At 59.1% G+C, this 13,376-nt stretch carries 13 protein-coding genes; 7 read left to right on the top strand and 6 right to left on the bottom strand.

Translation table 11 applies throughout. The annotated features are described in order from the left end of the window. The 4 genes from QYQ93_RS09955 to fabB all read left to right on the top strand — a co-directional run bounded on the left by QYQ93_RS09955 (position 1) and on the right by fabB (position 4,825). Entirely contained in the window at positions 1 to 930 is a 930-nt protein-coding gene (locus QYQ93_RS09955; protein ID WP_043051250.1) for an ABC transporter substrate-binding protein, read from the top strand. Further along, positions 927 to 2,828 (top strand): ATP-binding protein, encoded by a 1,902-nt coding sequence (locus tag QYQ93_RS09950; RefSeq protein ID WP_338476827.1) that lies wholly within the window; start codon positions 927 to 929, stop codon positions 2,826 to 2,828. Before QYQ93_RS09955 ends, QYQ93_RS09950 begins: the two co-directional genes overlap by 4 nt. Positions 2,829 to 3,077: 249 nt before the next feature. Then, positions 3,078 to 3,593, top strand: a complete 516-nt coding sequence (fabA, locus tag QYQ93_RS09945; RefSeq protein ID WP_003190035.1) for a 3-hydroxyacyl-[acyl-carrier-protein] dehydratase FabA — start codon at positions 3,078 to 3,080, stop codon at positions 3,591 to 3,593. Positions 3,594 to 3,604: 11 nt separating this feature from the next. Further along, entirely contained in the window at positions 3,605 to 4,825 is a 1,221-nt protein-coding gene (fabB, locus tag QYQ93_RS09940; RefSeq protein WP_338476826.1) for a beta-ketoacyl-ACP synthase I, read from the top strand. 112 nt (positions 4,826 to 4,937) lie between these two features. Here fabB and QYQ93_RS09935 read toward each other — a convergent pair whose 3' ends face one another. After that, complete coding sequence (locus QYQ93_RS09935) at positions 4,938 to 5,960, bottom strand: amidohydrolase family protein (protein WP_338476825.1); 1,023 nt, start codon at positions 5,958 to 5,960, stop codon at positions 4,938 to 4,940. 138 nt (positions 5,961 to 6,098) lie between these two features. Between QYQ93_RS09935 and QYQ93_RS09930 the strand changes: the two genes are divergently transcribed. Both QYQ93_RS09930 and QYQ93_RS09925 read left to right on the top strand, forming a co-directional pair. Then, entirely contained in the window at positions 6,099 to 6,515 is a 417-nt protein-coding gene (locus QYQ93_RS09930) for an OsmC family protein (RefSeq protein ID WP_043051254.1), read from the top strand. A gap of 64 nt (positions 6,516 to 6,579) precedes the next feature. After that, a complete protein-coding gene (locus QYQ93_RS09925) occupies positions 6,580 to 7,446 on the top strand; it encodes a pirin family protein (protein ID WP_338476824.1) in 867 nt (288 codons plus the stop codon). Between the two features lie 696 nt (positions 7,447 to 8,142). On the opposite strand, the gene QYQ93_RS09920 is transcribed toward QYQ93_RS09925, so the two are convergent. The 4 genes from QYQ93_RS09920 to QYQ93_RS09905 form a co-directional block, all read right to left on the bottom strand. Further along, a complete protein-coding gene (locus QYQ93_RS09920) occupies positions 8,143 to 8,871 on the bottom strand; it encodes a dienelactone hydrolase family protein (protein WP_338476823.1) in 729 nt (242 codons plus the stop codon). A gap of 186 nt (positions 8,872 to 9,057) precedes the next feature. Then, positions 9,058 to 10,962: a molecular chaperone HtpG gene (gene htpG / locus QYQ93_RS09915; RefSeq protein WP_338476821.1), complete on the bottom strand. Its 1,905-nt coding sequence runs from the start codon at positions 10,960 to 10,962 to the stop codon at positions 9,058 to 9,060. An 89-nt stretch (positions 10,963 to 11,051) separates the two neighbouring features. Further along, entirely contained in the window at positions 11,052 to 11,504 is a 453-nt protein-coding gene (locus tag QYQ93_RS09910) for a PaaI family thioesterase (protein WP_217883290.1), read from the bottom strand. Then, entirely contained in the window at positions 11,501 to 11,977 is a 477-nt protein-coding gene (locus tag QYQ93_RS09905) for a PaaI family thioesterase (protein ID WP_338476820.1), read from the bottom strand. Before QYQ93_RS09905 ends, QYQ93_RS09910 begins: the two co-directional genes overlap by 4 nt. Before the next feature lie 157 nt (positions 11,978 to 12,134). Between QYQ93_RS09905 and QYQ93_RS09900 the strand changes: the two genes are divergently transcribed. After that, entirely contained in the window at positions 12,135 to 12,392 is a 258-nt protein-coding gene (locus QYQ93_RS09900) for a hypothetical protein (RefSeq protein WP_043051010.1), read from the top strand. 83 nt (positions 12,393 to 12,475) lie between these two features. On the opposite strand, the gene QYQ93_RS09895 is transcribed toward QYQ93_RS09900, so the two are convergent. Continuing rightward, positions 12,476 to 13,216 carry a DUF599 domain-containing protein gene (locus QYQ93_RS09895; RefSeq protein ID WP_043051009.1) on the bottom strand — a complete coding sequence of 247 codons (741 nt, stop codon included), beginning with the start codon at positions 13,214 to 13,216 and terminating at the stop codon, positions 12,476 to 12,478. Between the last annotated feature and the right edge of the window lie 160 nt (positions 13,217 to 13,376).

The raw sequence follows: 13,376 nt of genomic DNA, 5'->3' as shown, positions 1-13,376 counted from the left end.
ATGGGTGATCAGTCACGGATGACCCTCTTTTTGATTTCACTGCGCTGGTGCCGCGGCCTGCTGCTGGCGGGCCTGCTGCTGGCGGCTCCGGCGTGGAGCGCCGATATCCTGCTGACCGCAGCTCAAGACAGTGCCGGCGTACAAGCCTTCACCCAGGCCCTTGCGCACCAGCGCCCCGACGACCAGGTCACCTTCACCCCGCTCAGGGACCTGCCGGCGCCGAGCCGGTTGCCCTCCAGCACCCGCTTGATCCTCCTCGACCTGCCCGGCCTCGATTGGCGCCTGCAGGACGCTCAGGGCCCGCCAACCCTGGTGCTGCGCATCAGCCGCCTGCAGGCCCGGCAACGCATGGGCAATACGCACCCGGCGAAAATCAGCCTGCTGTGGAGCGACCCGCCGCTGGAACGTCAGTTGCACCTGATCGCCAGCATCCTGCCCCAGGCCCACCGCATCGGCGTGCTTTACAGTGCCGACAGTGAGTTCCTGCTTCGCGAACTGACGCAGCTCGCCAAACCCATGGGCCTAGAAATCGTGCCGCAACTATGGGGCAACACCAACGACAGCCGCCCGCTGCAAACTCTGCTCAGGAACAGCGACGTACTGCTTGGCCTCGACGACCCGCAACTGTACAACCCCAAAACCGTAAAGAACCTGTTGCTGAGCAGCTACGCCCAACAACTGCCGCTGGTGGGCCCCAATGCCGGGTTTGTCAGGGCCGGCAGCCTGGCCAGCACCTACAGCGACCAGCCCGACTGGCTCGCCGTACTGGACCGCCTGCTGGACCATGCGCCGGCCAATTGGCCGCACACCTTGTATCCGGAACACTTCAAAGTCGTGGGCAACCCGCAAGTCGCGCGCTCACTGGGCATCGAACAGGTCGATGAAGCCGCCGTCGCCGCCCGCTTGGCCGAAGGAGAAAAACGCCCATGACCTTGCGTCGTCGTTGGGATATCAACACCCGCACACAGCTCATTACCCTGGGCCCCGCACTGTTGCTGACCTTGCTGTTGATCAGTTTTTTTACCTTTGTGCGTATCCAGGATTTGCGCCAGGAACTGGACCACACCGGTCAACTGATCGCCAACCAACTGGCGCCCGCCACCGAGTACGGGGTGATTTCCGGCAACAATGATGTGCTCGAGACTCTGCTGCGCGCGACCTTGGCCACGCCCCACGTACGCTTCCTGGAGATTCAGGACAGCGCTGAAAACATTCTGGTGTATGTCGAGCAACCGTCGGAGAAACATGACCGCTCACTGTCGGTGAAGGTGTTCCAGGCGCCGATCCGCCTGCAGCATATCGAGCTGGGTAATGACTTCTTCCAGGACAACCTCAAGGGCCCCATGGCACCCCGCGCCGATTACCTGGGCCGGGTGATCGTCGGCATGTCCAACGACGCGTTCAGCCAGCGTCAGCAACAGATGCTGTTCAAGGCCGGGGTCCTGGCACTGTTCGCCCTGCTGTTCACCTTCCTGCTGGCGCGACGCCTGGCAGCGAGCCTGTCGCAGCCGATCAGCGCAATGGGCAACGCAGTCAAGGCCATCCAGCAGGGCGACTACAAGACACCGCTGCCGATTGTCGATGACTCGGAACTGGGCGACCTGTCGCGGCATATCAACAACCTGGCCGAGGGCCTCAACCAAGCCAGCCGCGAACAGCAACAAACCATTGCGCAGTTGATCCAGACCCGCGAGGAAGCCGAGCGTGCGAACAACGCCAAGTCGGATTTCCTGGCGATGATGAGCCACGAACTGCGCACGCCCATGAACGGTGTGCTGGGTATGCTGCAGCTGCTGGAAACCACCGAGATGACCGAAGAGCAGACCGAGTACGCGGCGCTGGCTTCCGAGTCCACCGAGCACCTGCTCAAGGTGATCAACGATATCCTCGACTTCTCGCGCATTGAGCGCGCCGCATTGGAGCTGGAACATATTTCCTTCAACCTGGCAGACCTGATCAATAGCTGCGCCCAGGCCTTCCAGCACAGCGCCCAGCAGCGCGGGCTGACCCTGGAGTTGCTGATTCCCACCGGCATGGAAACCCTGCGGGTGCGGGGTGACCCGACGCGTATCCGACAGGTGCTGGTCAACCTGATCGGCAACGCGTTGAAATTTACCGAACATGGCAGCGTGACCGTCGAGCCCCATTGGCAAACCCTGGACCACGAACTGGTGTGGTTCACCTGCACGGTGCGCGACAGCGGTATTGGCATTTCAGCCGAACGCCTGGAGCTGATGTTCGATGCGTTCCAGCAGGCCGACAGTTCCATTTCAAGACGTTACGGCGGCACCGGCCTGGGGCTGCCAATTGCGCGCACCCTGGCCGAGCGCATGGGCGGCACCCTGCGGGCCCGCAGTGAAGAAGGCCGGGGCTCGGTGTTTACCCTGGAAATCCCGCTGGCCATCGACCAGCAACAGGTGCCGGCCGTCGCTCCAGACGCCCTTGGCAAAACCAACGCCGGTGACGGACGCCACGTGTTGCTGGTGGAAGACAACCCGGTCAATCGCACAGTGGTCGAAGCAATGTTGCGCAGCCTGGGTTTTGAAGTCAGCTTGGCCACCGATGGCGCCGAGGCGATCCGCAGCGCCGAGAGCCTGATTTTTACCGCCATCCTGATGGATTGCCGCCTGCCGTTGATCGACGGCTACGAAGCTACCCGACGGATTCGCCAACTGCCCGGCTGCGCCGAGCTGCCGATCATTGCCCTGACGGCCAATGCGTTGCAGGGTGACCGCGAAGCTTGCCTGGCAGCCGGAATGAACGATTACCTGGCCAAGCCGTTCAAACGCACGGATTTGCAGGAAATCCTGCAGCGCTGGGTGCAATAGCGCCGCGCCATCAGCCAACTCTGACTGGCGTGAAAGACGAAAGTGCGGCAGTCTTAGGCACCCGAACGGGCCGATAAACAGGCCCGGTTTAAAATTTCAGTGAACAAGTGTACATTCAGTACCTTGCCGCTGTGACTTTCACTACAACGCAATAGTCTATGTGTAGGCTGCCGCTATGAGGCATGAACGCTTCATTCGGTTCGGGAAGATTTGCCCTACCCTGCCGCATGGGATTATTGAGGAGCTCGCATGACCAAACAAAACGCCTTTACTCGGGAAGACCTGCTGCGCTGCAGTCGCGGTGAGCTGTTCGGCCCAGGTAACGCGCAACTGCCCGCCCCGAACATGCTGATGGTGGATCGCATCACCCATATCAGCGAAGAGGGTGGCAAGTACGGCAAAGGTGAATTGGTCGCCGAGCTGGATATCACCCCGGACCTCTGGTTCTTCGCCTGCCATTTCGAAGGTGACCCTGTGATGCCGGGCTGCCTGGGCCTCGATGCCATGTGGCAACTGGTCGGTTTCTATCTGGGCTGGCAAGGCCTGCCGGGCCGCGGCCGCGCCCTGGGTTCGGGCGAAGTGAAGTTCTTTGGCCAGGTCCTGCCGAGCGCCAAGAAAGTCACCTACAACATTCAAATCAAGCGCGTCCTCAAGGGCAAGCTGAACCTGGCCATCGCCGACGGTTCGGTGACTGTCGACGGTCGCGAGATCTATACTGCCGAAGGCCTTCGGGTCGGCGTATTCACTTCCACTGACAACTTTTAAGGGTTATCCGCATGCGCCGCGTCGTTATCACTGGTCTGGGCATCGTTTCTTGCCTGGGCAATGACAAAGAGACCGTCACCGCTAACCTGCGTGCAAGTCGCCCTGGCATCCGCTTCAACCCGGAATATGCCGAAATGGGTCTGCGTAGCCAGGTTTCCGGCTCCATCGACCTGCCCCTCGAAGAACTGATCGATCGCAAGATCTATCGCTTCGTCGGCCACGCTGCCGCCTATGCCTACCTGGCCATGAAAGACGCGATCGCCGACTCCGGCCTGAGCGAAGACCAGGTGTCGAACGTACGTACCGGCCTGATCGCCGGCTCCGGCGGCGCATCGACCCTCAACCAGATGGAAGCGCTGGACATCCTGCGCGAAAAAGGCGTGAAACGCGTTGGCCCGTACCGTGTCACGCGGACCATGGGCAGCACCGTTTCGGCTTGCCTGGCCACGCCGTTCGCGATCAAGGGCGTGAACTATTCGATTTCCTCCGCGTGCGCCACAAGCGCCCACTGCATCGGGACTGCCGTTGAGCAGATCCAGTTGGGCAAACAGGACATCGTGTTCGCTGGCGGCGGTGAAGAAGAACATTGGAGCCAGTCGTTCCTGTTCGACGCCATGGGCGCGCTGTCCACCCAGTACAACGACACCCCGGAAAAAGCCTCCCGTGCCTACGACGCCAAGCGTGACGGTTTCGTCATCGCCGGCGGTGGCGGCATGGTGGTGGTCGAGGAGTTGGAACACGCCCTGGCCCGTGGCGCGAAGATCTACGCAGAAATCGTTGGCTACGGCGCAACATCCGATGGCTACGACATGGTTGCGCCAAGCGGCGAAGGTGCCATCCGCTGCATGCAGATGGCCATGTCCACCGTGGATACCCCAATCGATTACCTGAACACCCACGGCACCTCGACACCGGTCGGCGATGCCAAGGAAATGGAAGGCGTGCGTGCGGTATTCGGCGACAAGGCTCCACAAATCAGCTCCACCAAGAGCCTGTCCGGTCACTCCCTGGGCGCTGCCGGCGTTCACGAAGCGATCTACTGCCTGCTGATGATGGAAGGCAACTTCATGGCCGGCTCGGCCAACATCGACGAGATTGATCCGGTTGTGGCCGATATGCCGATCCTGACCAAGACCGTTGAAAACGCCAAGATCGACACCGTGATGAGCAACAGCTTCGGCTTCGGTGGCACCAATGCCACCCTGGTGCTGAAACGCTGGCAGGGCAAGTAAGCCCCGCAGGCTAAGTCACATGAAAAAGCCCCGACTGGTTCGGGGCTTTTTTATGGGTCAACGGAAAGACCGAGGCGCCTGCTTCGCACCGGTCAAGGCAAAAAAAGCAATATCAGGGTGTGACGCCATTGCCAGGCGGCTTGGGCAGGATGGCAAGGAAGTTATCCCGCGCCACCTTGTGCGCAACCAGCTCGGGCAATGCATCGAGGAAGGGGTCGAAGCGCCGCATCTCTTTACCCAGCTTATTGAAACGTCCGACCACATCAGAACCCAGCATAAAGCGCTCTGGAAAGCGCTCCACCAGTTTTACCCACTCCGGCCGAGGCTGACCCGCCTCATCCAGCAGATAAGGCGTGAGCATGCTCCAGGACAGGTCGATATACAGGTTGGGGTACGCCTCGAGCATGCGGTTCAAGGTGGGCAGCAAAAAGTCCATCTGCACCTGATGCCGGTGGATTTCCTTGCTCGTGCCGGCATGGGCCCAGATAAAGCGTGTGTGTGGGTGGTTGCGCAACGACTCCTCGACTTCCGCAAGATACAGCGGATTACGCTCGCGCTTGGAGGTGATGTTGGAATGCAGCATCACCGGCAGGTCGTTTTCGGCGGCCAGGTGATAGATACGCGTCATCGCTTCGTTGTTGGCGCGGGGTGTGTCACCGGAGGTCAGGGCGGTGAGGTCGTCGTGACGGGTGAACACTTCACCGATGCCCTGCCACAGCCCGGGGTTGAGATCGAGCATGCGCTGGATGTGGGCAGCGGAGTTCTTGTCGTTGGGATTGAAGCCGGCCAGGAACGGATGAAAGTGTTGGCGTTGCTCGGGTGCCAGCTTATTGACCGCTGCCGCGACAATTACATCGGTGGCACTGTACCAATAGGCATCGGCGTCATCACCGGCGTAGTAGCGCGGGCGCTTGGGCTCGTCTTCGTGCCATTTCTTGGCCACGGGGATACCGGAAATCATCACATGCTCGATGCGGTTCTCGGCCATCGCCTTGAGCAGTTTGTCCATGCCTGCCGTTTCCTGGAAAAAATCCACGTAGTGCAGGTGCGCGTCACTGTAGGCATAGTCGCGGGCCTGCGCGGCAAGGCTGCTGGCAGCGAGCAACAAGGCAAGACTCAGGCGGGTCCGAAGCACGGTAAAATCTCAATTAGGGCTGATACGGGTAGACCTTGCGCCAGCCATCGAGGTTCAGCACGGAAAAACTGGAACACTCGGGCGCCAGCATGCTCTATAACTGCATGACCTTCATCCTGCCCTCTCGTGAGGTTCGCCATGCCTGTTACCGTCAATACACTGAACGCTGAAAACTTCCGTCACAGCGTCAATATCAACAACCACGAGCTGTTTACCGACCTGCCCAAGAGCCTGGGTGGCGACGACTCGGCGCCCTCCCCCCACGATTATTTCGATGCTGCGCTGGCGTCATGCAAAGCCTTGACGGTCAGGCTTTACGCGCAGAAGAAAGATATCCCGCTCACCGGCGTGACCGTTGAAGTCACCCACGACGCCGCCGAAGAGCAAAAAGGCAAATACAAACTCAGCGTCAAATTGACCCTCAAGGGTGTACTGAGCGATGAGCAGCGCGAGGAGCTGCATCGTGTCGCGGACAAGTGCCCGGTACATAAGCTGATGACCACCGCCGAAATCAGCATTGAGACGAAATTATCGGAAGGTGCCTTCAGCGCATAGCACCAACTTCCCATCGAGCGGGTTATGCTCAGCCGCATCCAACCCGCTCAGACAGGGATGCCCCATGACCACCCTCACCGTGATCCGCCCCCGCGCCGAAGATGTCGAAGGCCAGCCGATCCTGCGCCCGCTGCCCTCCCGTGAATGCCGCAGCGTCGGGCCCTTTGTGTTTTTCGACCATATGCTGCCGACCCGCTATGCCCCAGGCACGGGCATGAATATCCGCCAGCACCCGCATATCGGCCTGTCCACCCTCACCTATCTGTTTGAAGGCGCCTTACAGCACAAAGACAGCCTCGGCTCAGATCAGGTGGTGCAAGCCGGTGATGTGAGCTGGATGACCGCGGGCAGCGCGATTGCCCATGTCGAGCGTACCCCCGAAGCGCTCAAGAACAGTGGTTTCAGCCTGCATGGCCTGCAAGTATGGCTGGCCTCACCCAAGGACCACGAGACCGGGCCCGGCCATTACAGCCATCACCCGGCGGCGAGCTTGCCGGTGAGCGATAACCTCGGCATACAGGTGCGCCTGATCGCCGGTGATGGCTTCTGCCTCAAGTCTCCGGTGCCGGTGCTATCGCCGACGTTATATGCCGAGGTGCGGATGCAGACGGCTATCACGTTATTGCTCCCCGATGAGCATGAGGAACGCGCGGTGTATGTGCTGGAAGGGGATGCGCAGCTCGACGGTGAGCCGCTGGCAGTGCATAGCCTGGTGGTATTGCCGCCAGGGCAAGAGATGACACTGTTTGCCGAGACCGATTGCCATGTGATGGTGTTTGGTGGGGCGCCGCTGGATGGGCCGCGGCGGATCAACTGGAATTTCGTGGCGAGCGATCCGGCGATGATCGAGCAGGCACGGCAGCGGTGGGCGGCTGGGGATTGGCCGACGGTGCCGGGGGAGTCAGAAAGAATTGAGTTGCCTGTGAAATAGTCATCGCCCGTAACCACGATGCGAAGCGAGCCGCTCTTGAACTTGATCTTGATCTGCTTTTGATCTCAGGCGCCCCGTTAAACCACGCTGGCCGGAATTCGACAGGGATTTGGGGGGTAAACCGGCAGGGATGCCGGTTTAGCCGCCCCGCGCCATGGATGGCGCGTGGCGGCGCCCCCCCAAATACATGTCGGATTACGGGCACACCGAGCCTAAGCGAGGTGCCGAGTGGTGGGGCAAGAGCGTTTGGTTACTTTGCGCTTTTCAAAGTGACCCGCTGTAAAAGCGGAACCAATAGTGGCCGTTACCTAAACAATGGATATGTACTCTGCTTAAACCAAGACCCCGGTCGGCTCTAAGGCCGCCATCGGGGGCAAGCCCTAATGCCAGTCAGTTAAGGCTTTTTTGTAGGAGCGAGCTTGCTCGCGAAAAACTTACAGGCGCCGCGCTCATTCAGCAAACACGCGTTATCGTTGACGTTTTTCGCGAGCAAGCTCGCTCCTACAGAAGGCGATGACCGCTTAACTGACTGGCATTAGGGCAAGCCCCCTCCCACATTTGCACCGCTCGGCATCAGTTGGATCCCCATCGTCTGCTAGACCGTCGCGGGAGCAAGCTCCCTTGTCACGGATCAGGGCCACGCCAGAGCTGTGTAGATACCCATGCCCCGATGAGGCCCGAACAGGCGCTGAAAAATCAGCCCTTGAACACTTCATCCAAGAGGTTATGCATCGACTGGAACGCCCGTGCAGCGGTCTTGGCGTCGTACATCATCTTGCCCGGCACATTGGCCTCGGGGTCGGTGAAGGAATGCACCGCGCCACCGTAACTCAGCAGCTGCCAATCCACACCCGCCGCGTTCATTTCATCTTCGAACGCCGGCAGTTGCTCTTTGGGCACCAACGGATCGGAAGCACCGTGCAACACCAGCACCGAGCCCTTGATATTCTTCGCATCCGCCGGATTTGGCGTATCAAGGGTGCCGTGGAACGAGATCGCTGCCTTGAGCGGTGCCCCAGTACGCGCCAACTCCAGGGAGCAGCAACCGCCGAAGCAGAAACCGAAGGTCGCCAGCTTCGACGTATCGACGGCCGCCTCGGTCTGGCCCTGCAACTGCTCAAAGGCCGCTTGCATGCGCTTGTTCAGCAGCGGGCGATCATTTTTCAGCGGCATCATCGCCGCGCCTGCTTCATCGCCATTGCTCGGACGCACGGTTTGCCCGTAGAGGTCGGCAATCAGCACCACGTAACCTTTGCTGGCGACACGCTTGGCGATCTCCTCGGCGCCCGCACTCACCCCCATCCAGTTCGGTGCCATCAGCAAGCCCGGCAGCGGGCCCTTGTGGCTGGCATCGAACGCCAGGCGGCTTTCATAAGACTGGCCATCAATCTGATAGACCACGGAACGTACAGTGACTTGGCTCATCATTTTCCCCAATTTAGATGGATTGACGATGCCCCCTGTAGGAGCGAGCTTGCTCGCGAAAAACGTGAGATCACCGCGTTCATTCAGCATTTGCGCGTTATCGTTGACGTTCTTCGCGAGCAAGCTCGCTCCTACAGTAGAGCCAGAACGAAAAAACCCGCCGAAGCGGGTTTTTCTACGCCGGTATTAAACCGACAGTTCAACCAACAGCTTGTTCAGACGACGCACATAGGCGGCTGGATCTTTCAGGCTGTCGCCGGCTGCCAGGGCGGCTTGGTCGAAGAGAATGTGCGATAGATCGCCAAAACGCTCTTCGCTCTGCTCGCCATCGAGTTTCTCGATCAGCGGGTGAGCCGGGTTGAATTCGAAGATAGGCTTCGAATCCGGCACTTTCTGGCCGCTGGCCTCGAGGATCTGGCGCATCTGCATGCCCAGGTCCTGCTCGCCGATGGCCAGGATCGCCGGGGAGTCGGTCAGGCGATGGGAAACCCGTACTTCACTGACCGCATCCCCCAGGGACGTCTTGATCCGCTCAACCAGGCCTTCTTTGGACTTGGCGACTTCCTCGGCTTCTTTCTTCTCTTCCTCGGAGTCCAGGTTACCCAGGTCCAGGTCACCACGGGCGACGTCAACGAAGGATTTGCCGTCGAACTCGGTAAGATAGCTCATCAGCCACTCATCGATACGGTCGGTCAGCAGCAGCACTTCGATGCCTTTCTTGCGGAAGACTTCCAGGTGCGGGCTGTCCTTGACGGCTTCGTACTTCTCGCCGGTCAGGTAGTAGATCTTGTCCTGACCTTCCTTGGCACGGGCCAGGTATTCGGCCAGTGACACGACCTGCTCTGCATCGCTGCCTTGAGTCGAAGCAAAACGCAGCAAGCCGGCGATTTTTTCCTTGTTGGCGAAGTCTTCCGCCGGGCCTTCCTTCATCACCTGACCGAAGTTCTTCCAGAAGCTCTTGTACTGCTCAGGCTCGTTCTTCGCCAGTTTTTCCAGCATGTCGAGCACGCGCTTGGTCAGCGCAGACTTCATGGAGTCGATGATCGGGTCTTTCTGCAGGATTTCCCGCGACACGTTCAACGACAAGTCGTTGGAGTCAACCACACCCTTGATAAAGCGCAGGTACAGCGGCAGGAAGGATTCGGCCTGGTCCATCACGAACACGCGCTGCACATACAGCTTCAGGCCTTTGGGCGCTTCACGCTGGTACAGGTCGAACGGAGCACGAGCCGGCACATAGAGCAACGAGCTGTATTCCAGCTTGCCTTCGACCTTGTTGTGGCTCCAGCTCAGCGGGTTTTCGTAGTCGTGACCGATGTGTTTGTAGAACTCCTGGTATTCCTCGTCCTTGATCTCGGTACGCGGGCGGGTCCACAGGGCGCTGGCGCGGTTGACGGTTTCCCACTCCTCGGCCGGCTTTTCTTCGCCTTCGGCAGCGGTGTGCTCCTTGGGCAATTCGATCGGCAATGCGATATGGTCGGAGTATTTCTTGATGATGTTGCGCAGGCGCCAGCCATCGGCGAATTCGTCTTCACCAGATTTCAGATGCAGCACGATGCGGGTACCGCGGTCAGCCTTATCAATGGTGGCGATTTCGAACTCACCCTCACCTTTGGAAGCCCAGTGCACCCCTTCGCTGGCGTCGAGCCCGGCACGACGGCTGAACACTTCGACCTTGTCGGCAACGATGAAGGCCGAGTAGAAGCCCACGCCGAACTGGCCGATCAGGTGCGAATCTTTTTTCTGGTCACCCGAGAGGTTCTTCATGAAATCCGCAGTGCCGGATTTGGCGATGGTACCCAGATGGGTAACCGCCTCTTCACGGCTCATGCCGATACCGTTGTCTTCGAGGGTGACGGTCTTGGCGTCTTTGTCGTAGCTCACACGGATTTTCAGTTCCGCGCCACCTTCCAGCAACTCCGGCTTGGACAGGGCTTCGAAACGTAATTTGTCGACAGCGTCAGAGGCGTTCGAGATCAATTCGCGAAGGAAGATTTCCTTGTTGGAATACAGCGAATGGATCATGAGGTGCAGCAGTTGCTTCACCTCGGTCTGGAAGCCCAGGGTTTCCTTTTGAGTTTCCACACTCATGGTCATCAAACTCCAATTGGATGGCAATGGCCGCGCCCTTGAGGGTTGGCGGCGGGTTGTCATCAAAGTTGGGGGCTAAGACCAGGATTTCAAGGGCGGGCCAGATCCTCAATCTTGAAATGTGCGCGGGCGGTGGCAATCGGTTCGGCCGGGGTGCTCTGCCACGCGGTGATCGCCACATTCGCCACACGGCGACCCTGGCGCCATACCTGGCATTTGGCGTAGGTGTCGCGAAACTGGCCGGCGCGCAGGTAATCCAGGGAGAAGTCGATAATCTTCGGCAGGCTCGGAGCGCCGGTAGACACCAGCAGGTGCATCGCTGCCGACAACTCCATGAAGCCGGCGATCACTCCGCCATGCAATGCTGGCAATATCGGGTTACCAATATTGTCCTTGTTGGCCGGCAGTCGAAACAGCAGCTCATCCCCCAACCGGGTGCATTCCACACCGATCAGCTTGGCATAGGGCACCAGGTCCAGAAGTGCGTCGTAATTGCCGCGAGCGAGGGCCTGCTCCAGGCGGGTCTTGAACCGATGGGTCATGCCTGCTCTCCCCTGATCGTGCTGCCCAGCCCATGCGTGCCTTTAAGACGCTTGCCCATGCGCATGAACGTGCCCACCACATGGGCGATGGGCTGTTGCGGATCGTCCTGATAGGCCACCCCCCGGGTAAAGATCACATCAGTGGTGACCCGGTAGCATTGGGCAAAGCCATAGACCGGCTTATGGGGCTCGGCCGGGTGCATGTAATCGATGCGCAGGTCCAGGGTCGGGCACACCTCGAATTCGGCTAATACGCACAGGGTGGCCATGCCGCAGGCCGTGTCCATCAAGGAAGTCAGCGCGCCACCATGGATCACTCCGGTGAGGGGGTCACCGACGATATGCGCGCCGTAAGGCAGCACGAGGGTCATGCCCTCCTCACTGGCCGCATGCACGGCGACACCCAGCACCTGGCAGTGGCGCAGCGCCGAAACAAAGCGCGCAGCACGCTCTAACAAGGGGTTTTCGGTCATTGGTTTTAGACTCTTATTAGTGTGAATCCGGCGGACTAAAAACGCCGAAAAAAGTTTCTGTGCGAAAAGGTATATATATCTGTGGGATAAAAGGAACTAATGCTGGCCCATTAGGCTCGAAAGGCCAGTAGATATCTTCAATAAGGAGAAACACCCCATGCGCAAGACATTAGCTATTTCCATGATGCTGGCCGCTGCCCTCGGCCTGGCTGCCTGCGACAAGAAATCCGAAGACAAAGCCCAAGACGCTGCTGCCCATAAAGAGCAAGCTCAGCAAGACATGGCTAAAGCACAGGATAAAGTGAACGACGCTGCGAAAGAAAACGCCGATGCTGCCAAAGCTCAGGCTGAAGCTAACGAAGCTGCTGCAAAAGAAGCTGCACCTGCCGCACCAGCAGAGCCTGCCAAGCCTTAATAGGCTGGTCTGATTCCGCAAAAAAGCCCGCTTAGATAGCGGGCTTTTTTTGTCTGCTTATTTTGCGCCGGCCACAGGCGTAATCAAAGTGCGGTCTCTTTGACCGACTCCGGCGCAGACATATCGGTCGGGGTATAGACCATCACTTGCAGCACCGCAGAATGAAATTCTCGGTGATAAAGCACCAGCACCACCCCGCTGCTCATCAACATGAACAGCCAAGGGCTGACAAACCAGGCCAGCATGGTCATGCCGAAATAATAAGAACGCAGCCCAAGGTTGAATTGGTTGGCCGCCATGGAAATCACCCGTGCCGCCCGGGACGCGAACGCCTTGCGTTCCTGTTCCGAGACTTGTCGCTCACCGATCATCGGCGCCGAACCCACCAGCACCGCCGCAAAGTTGTACTGGCGCATACACCAGCTGAAGGTAAAAAACGCATAGACAAATACCAGTGCCAGGCAAAGCAATTTGATCTCCGACATCCCGCGGGACGCCTGCTGCACCATGGGAATGTCCGCCAGCAACGACACCGCCCGTTCGGAAGCGCCGAGCACAGTGAGAATACCGGCGAGAATGATCAAGGTGCTGGAGGCAAAGAACGAGGCATTGCGTTCCAGGTTGCCGATCACGCTGGCGTCGGCGATGCGGTTATCGCGCAATAGCATGCGGCGCATCCAGTCTTCGCGATACAGATGCAGCACGCTGGCCAGACACGCAGTGTCACGGGCTTTCCAGGTGGCGTAACGGGTATAGCCGCCCCAGCAGATAACAAACCAGAGTGCGGCGAGCAGGTGAGTTTGGTTGGTTTCAACGAACGACATGCAGGTCCTATTACATGAGAGGGTGTGGCGAACGCGGTAAACCTGAGAGAGGACAAACCCTCCTTCCACTCTTACCGGGTTACAACTTTAGAAATATGTAACCTCATGCGCATAAAAAATGCCCCGTATCGATTGATACGGGGCATTTCAATACAGCCTC

The sequence above is a fragment of the Pseudomonas khavaziana genome (assembly GCF_036704165.1).
GTDB classification, from domain to species: domain Bacteria; phylum Pseudomonadota; class Gammaproteobacteria; order Pseudomonadales; family Pseudomonadaceae; genus Aquipseudomonas; species Aquipseudomonas khavaziana.
This window is presented reverse-complemented; position numbering and strand designations above follow the sequence as displayed.

Excerpts from the sequence above, each read along its gene's own strand:
- QYQ93_RS09955 (WP_043051250.1), top strand. The coding sequence starts at position 1 with ATGGGTGATCAGTCACGGATGACCCTCTTTTTGATTTCACTGCGCTGG.
- QYQ93_RS09950 (WP_338476827.1), top strand. The coding sequence starts at position 927 with ATGACCTTGCGTCGTCGTTGGGATATCAACACCCGCACACAGCTCATT.
- fabA (WP_003190035.1), top strand. The coding sequence starts at position 3,078 with ATGACCAAACAAAACGCCTTTACTCGGGAAGACCTGCTGCGCTGCAGT.
- fabB (WP_338476826.1), top strand. The coding sequence starts at position 3,605 with ATGCGCCGCGTCGTTATCACTGGTCTGGGCATCGTTTCTTGCCTGGGC.
- QYQ93_RS09930 (WP_043051254.1), top strand. The coding sequence starts at position 6,099 with ATGCCTGTTACCGTCAATACACTGAACGCTGAAAACTTCCGTCACAGC.
- QYQ93_RS09925 (WP_338476824.1), top strand. The coding sequence starts at position 6,580 with ATGACCACCCTCACCGTGATCCGCCCCCGCGCCGAAGATGTCGAAGGC.
- QYQ93_RS09920 (WP_338476823.1), bottom strand. The coding sequence starts at position 8,871 with ATGAGCCAAGTCACTGTACGTTCCGTGGTCTATCAGATTGATGGCCAG.
- htpG (WP_338476821.1), bottom strand. The coding sequence starts at position 10,962 with ATGAGTGTGGAAACTCAAAAGGAAACCCTGGGCTTCCAGACCGAGGTG.
- QYQ93_RS09910 (WP_217883290.1), bottom strand. The coding sequence starts at position 11,504 with ATGACCCATCGGTTCAAGACCCGCCTGGAGCAGGCCCTCGCTCGCGGC.
- QYQ93_RS09905 (WP_338476820.1), bottom strand. The coding sequence starts at position 11,977 with ATGACCGAAAACCCCTTGTTAGAGCGTGCTGCGCGCTTTGTTTCGGCG.
- QYQ93_RS09900 (WP_043051010.1), top strand. The coding sequence starts at position 12,135 with ATGCGCAAGACATTAGCTATTTCCATGATGCTGGCCGCTGCCCTCGGC.
- QYQ93_RS09895 (WP_043051009.1), bottom strand. The coding sequence starts at position 13,216 with ATGTCGTTCGTTGAAACCAACCAAACTCACCTGCTCGCCGCACTCTGG.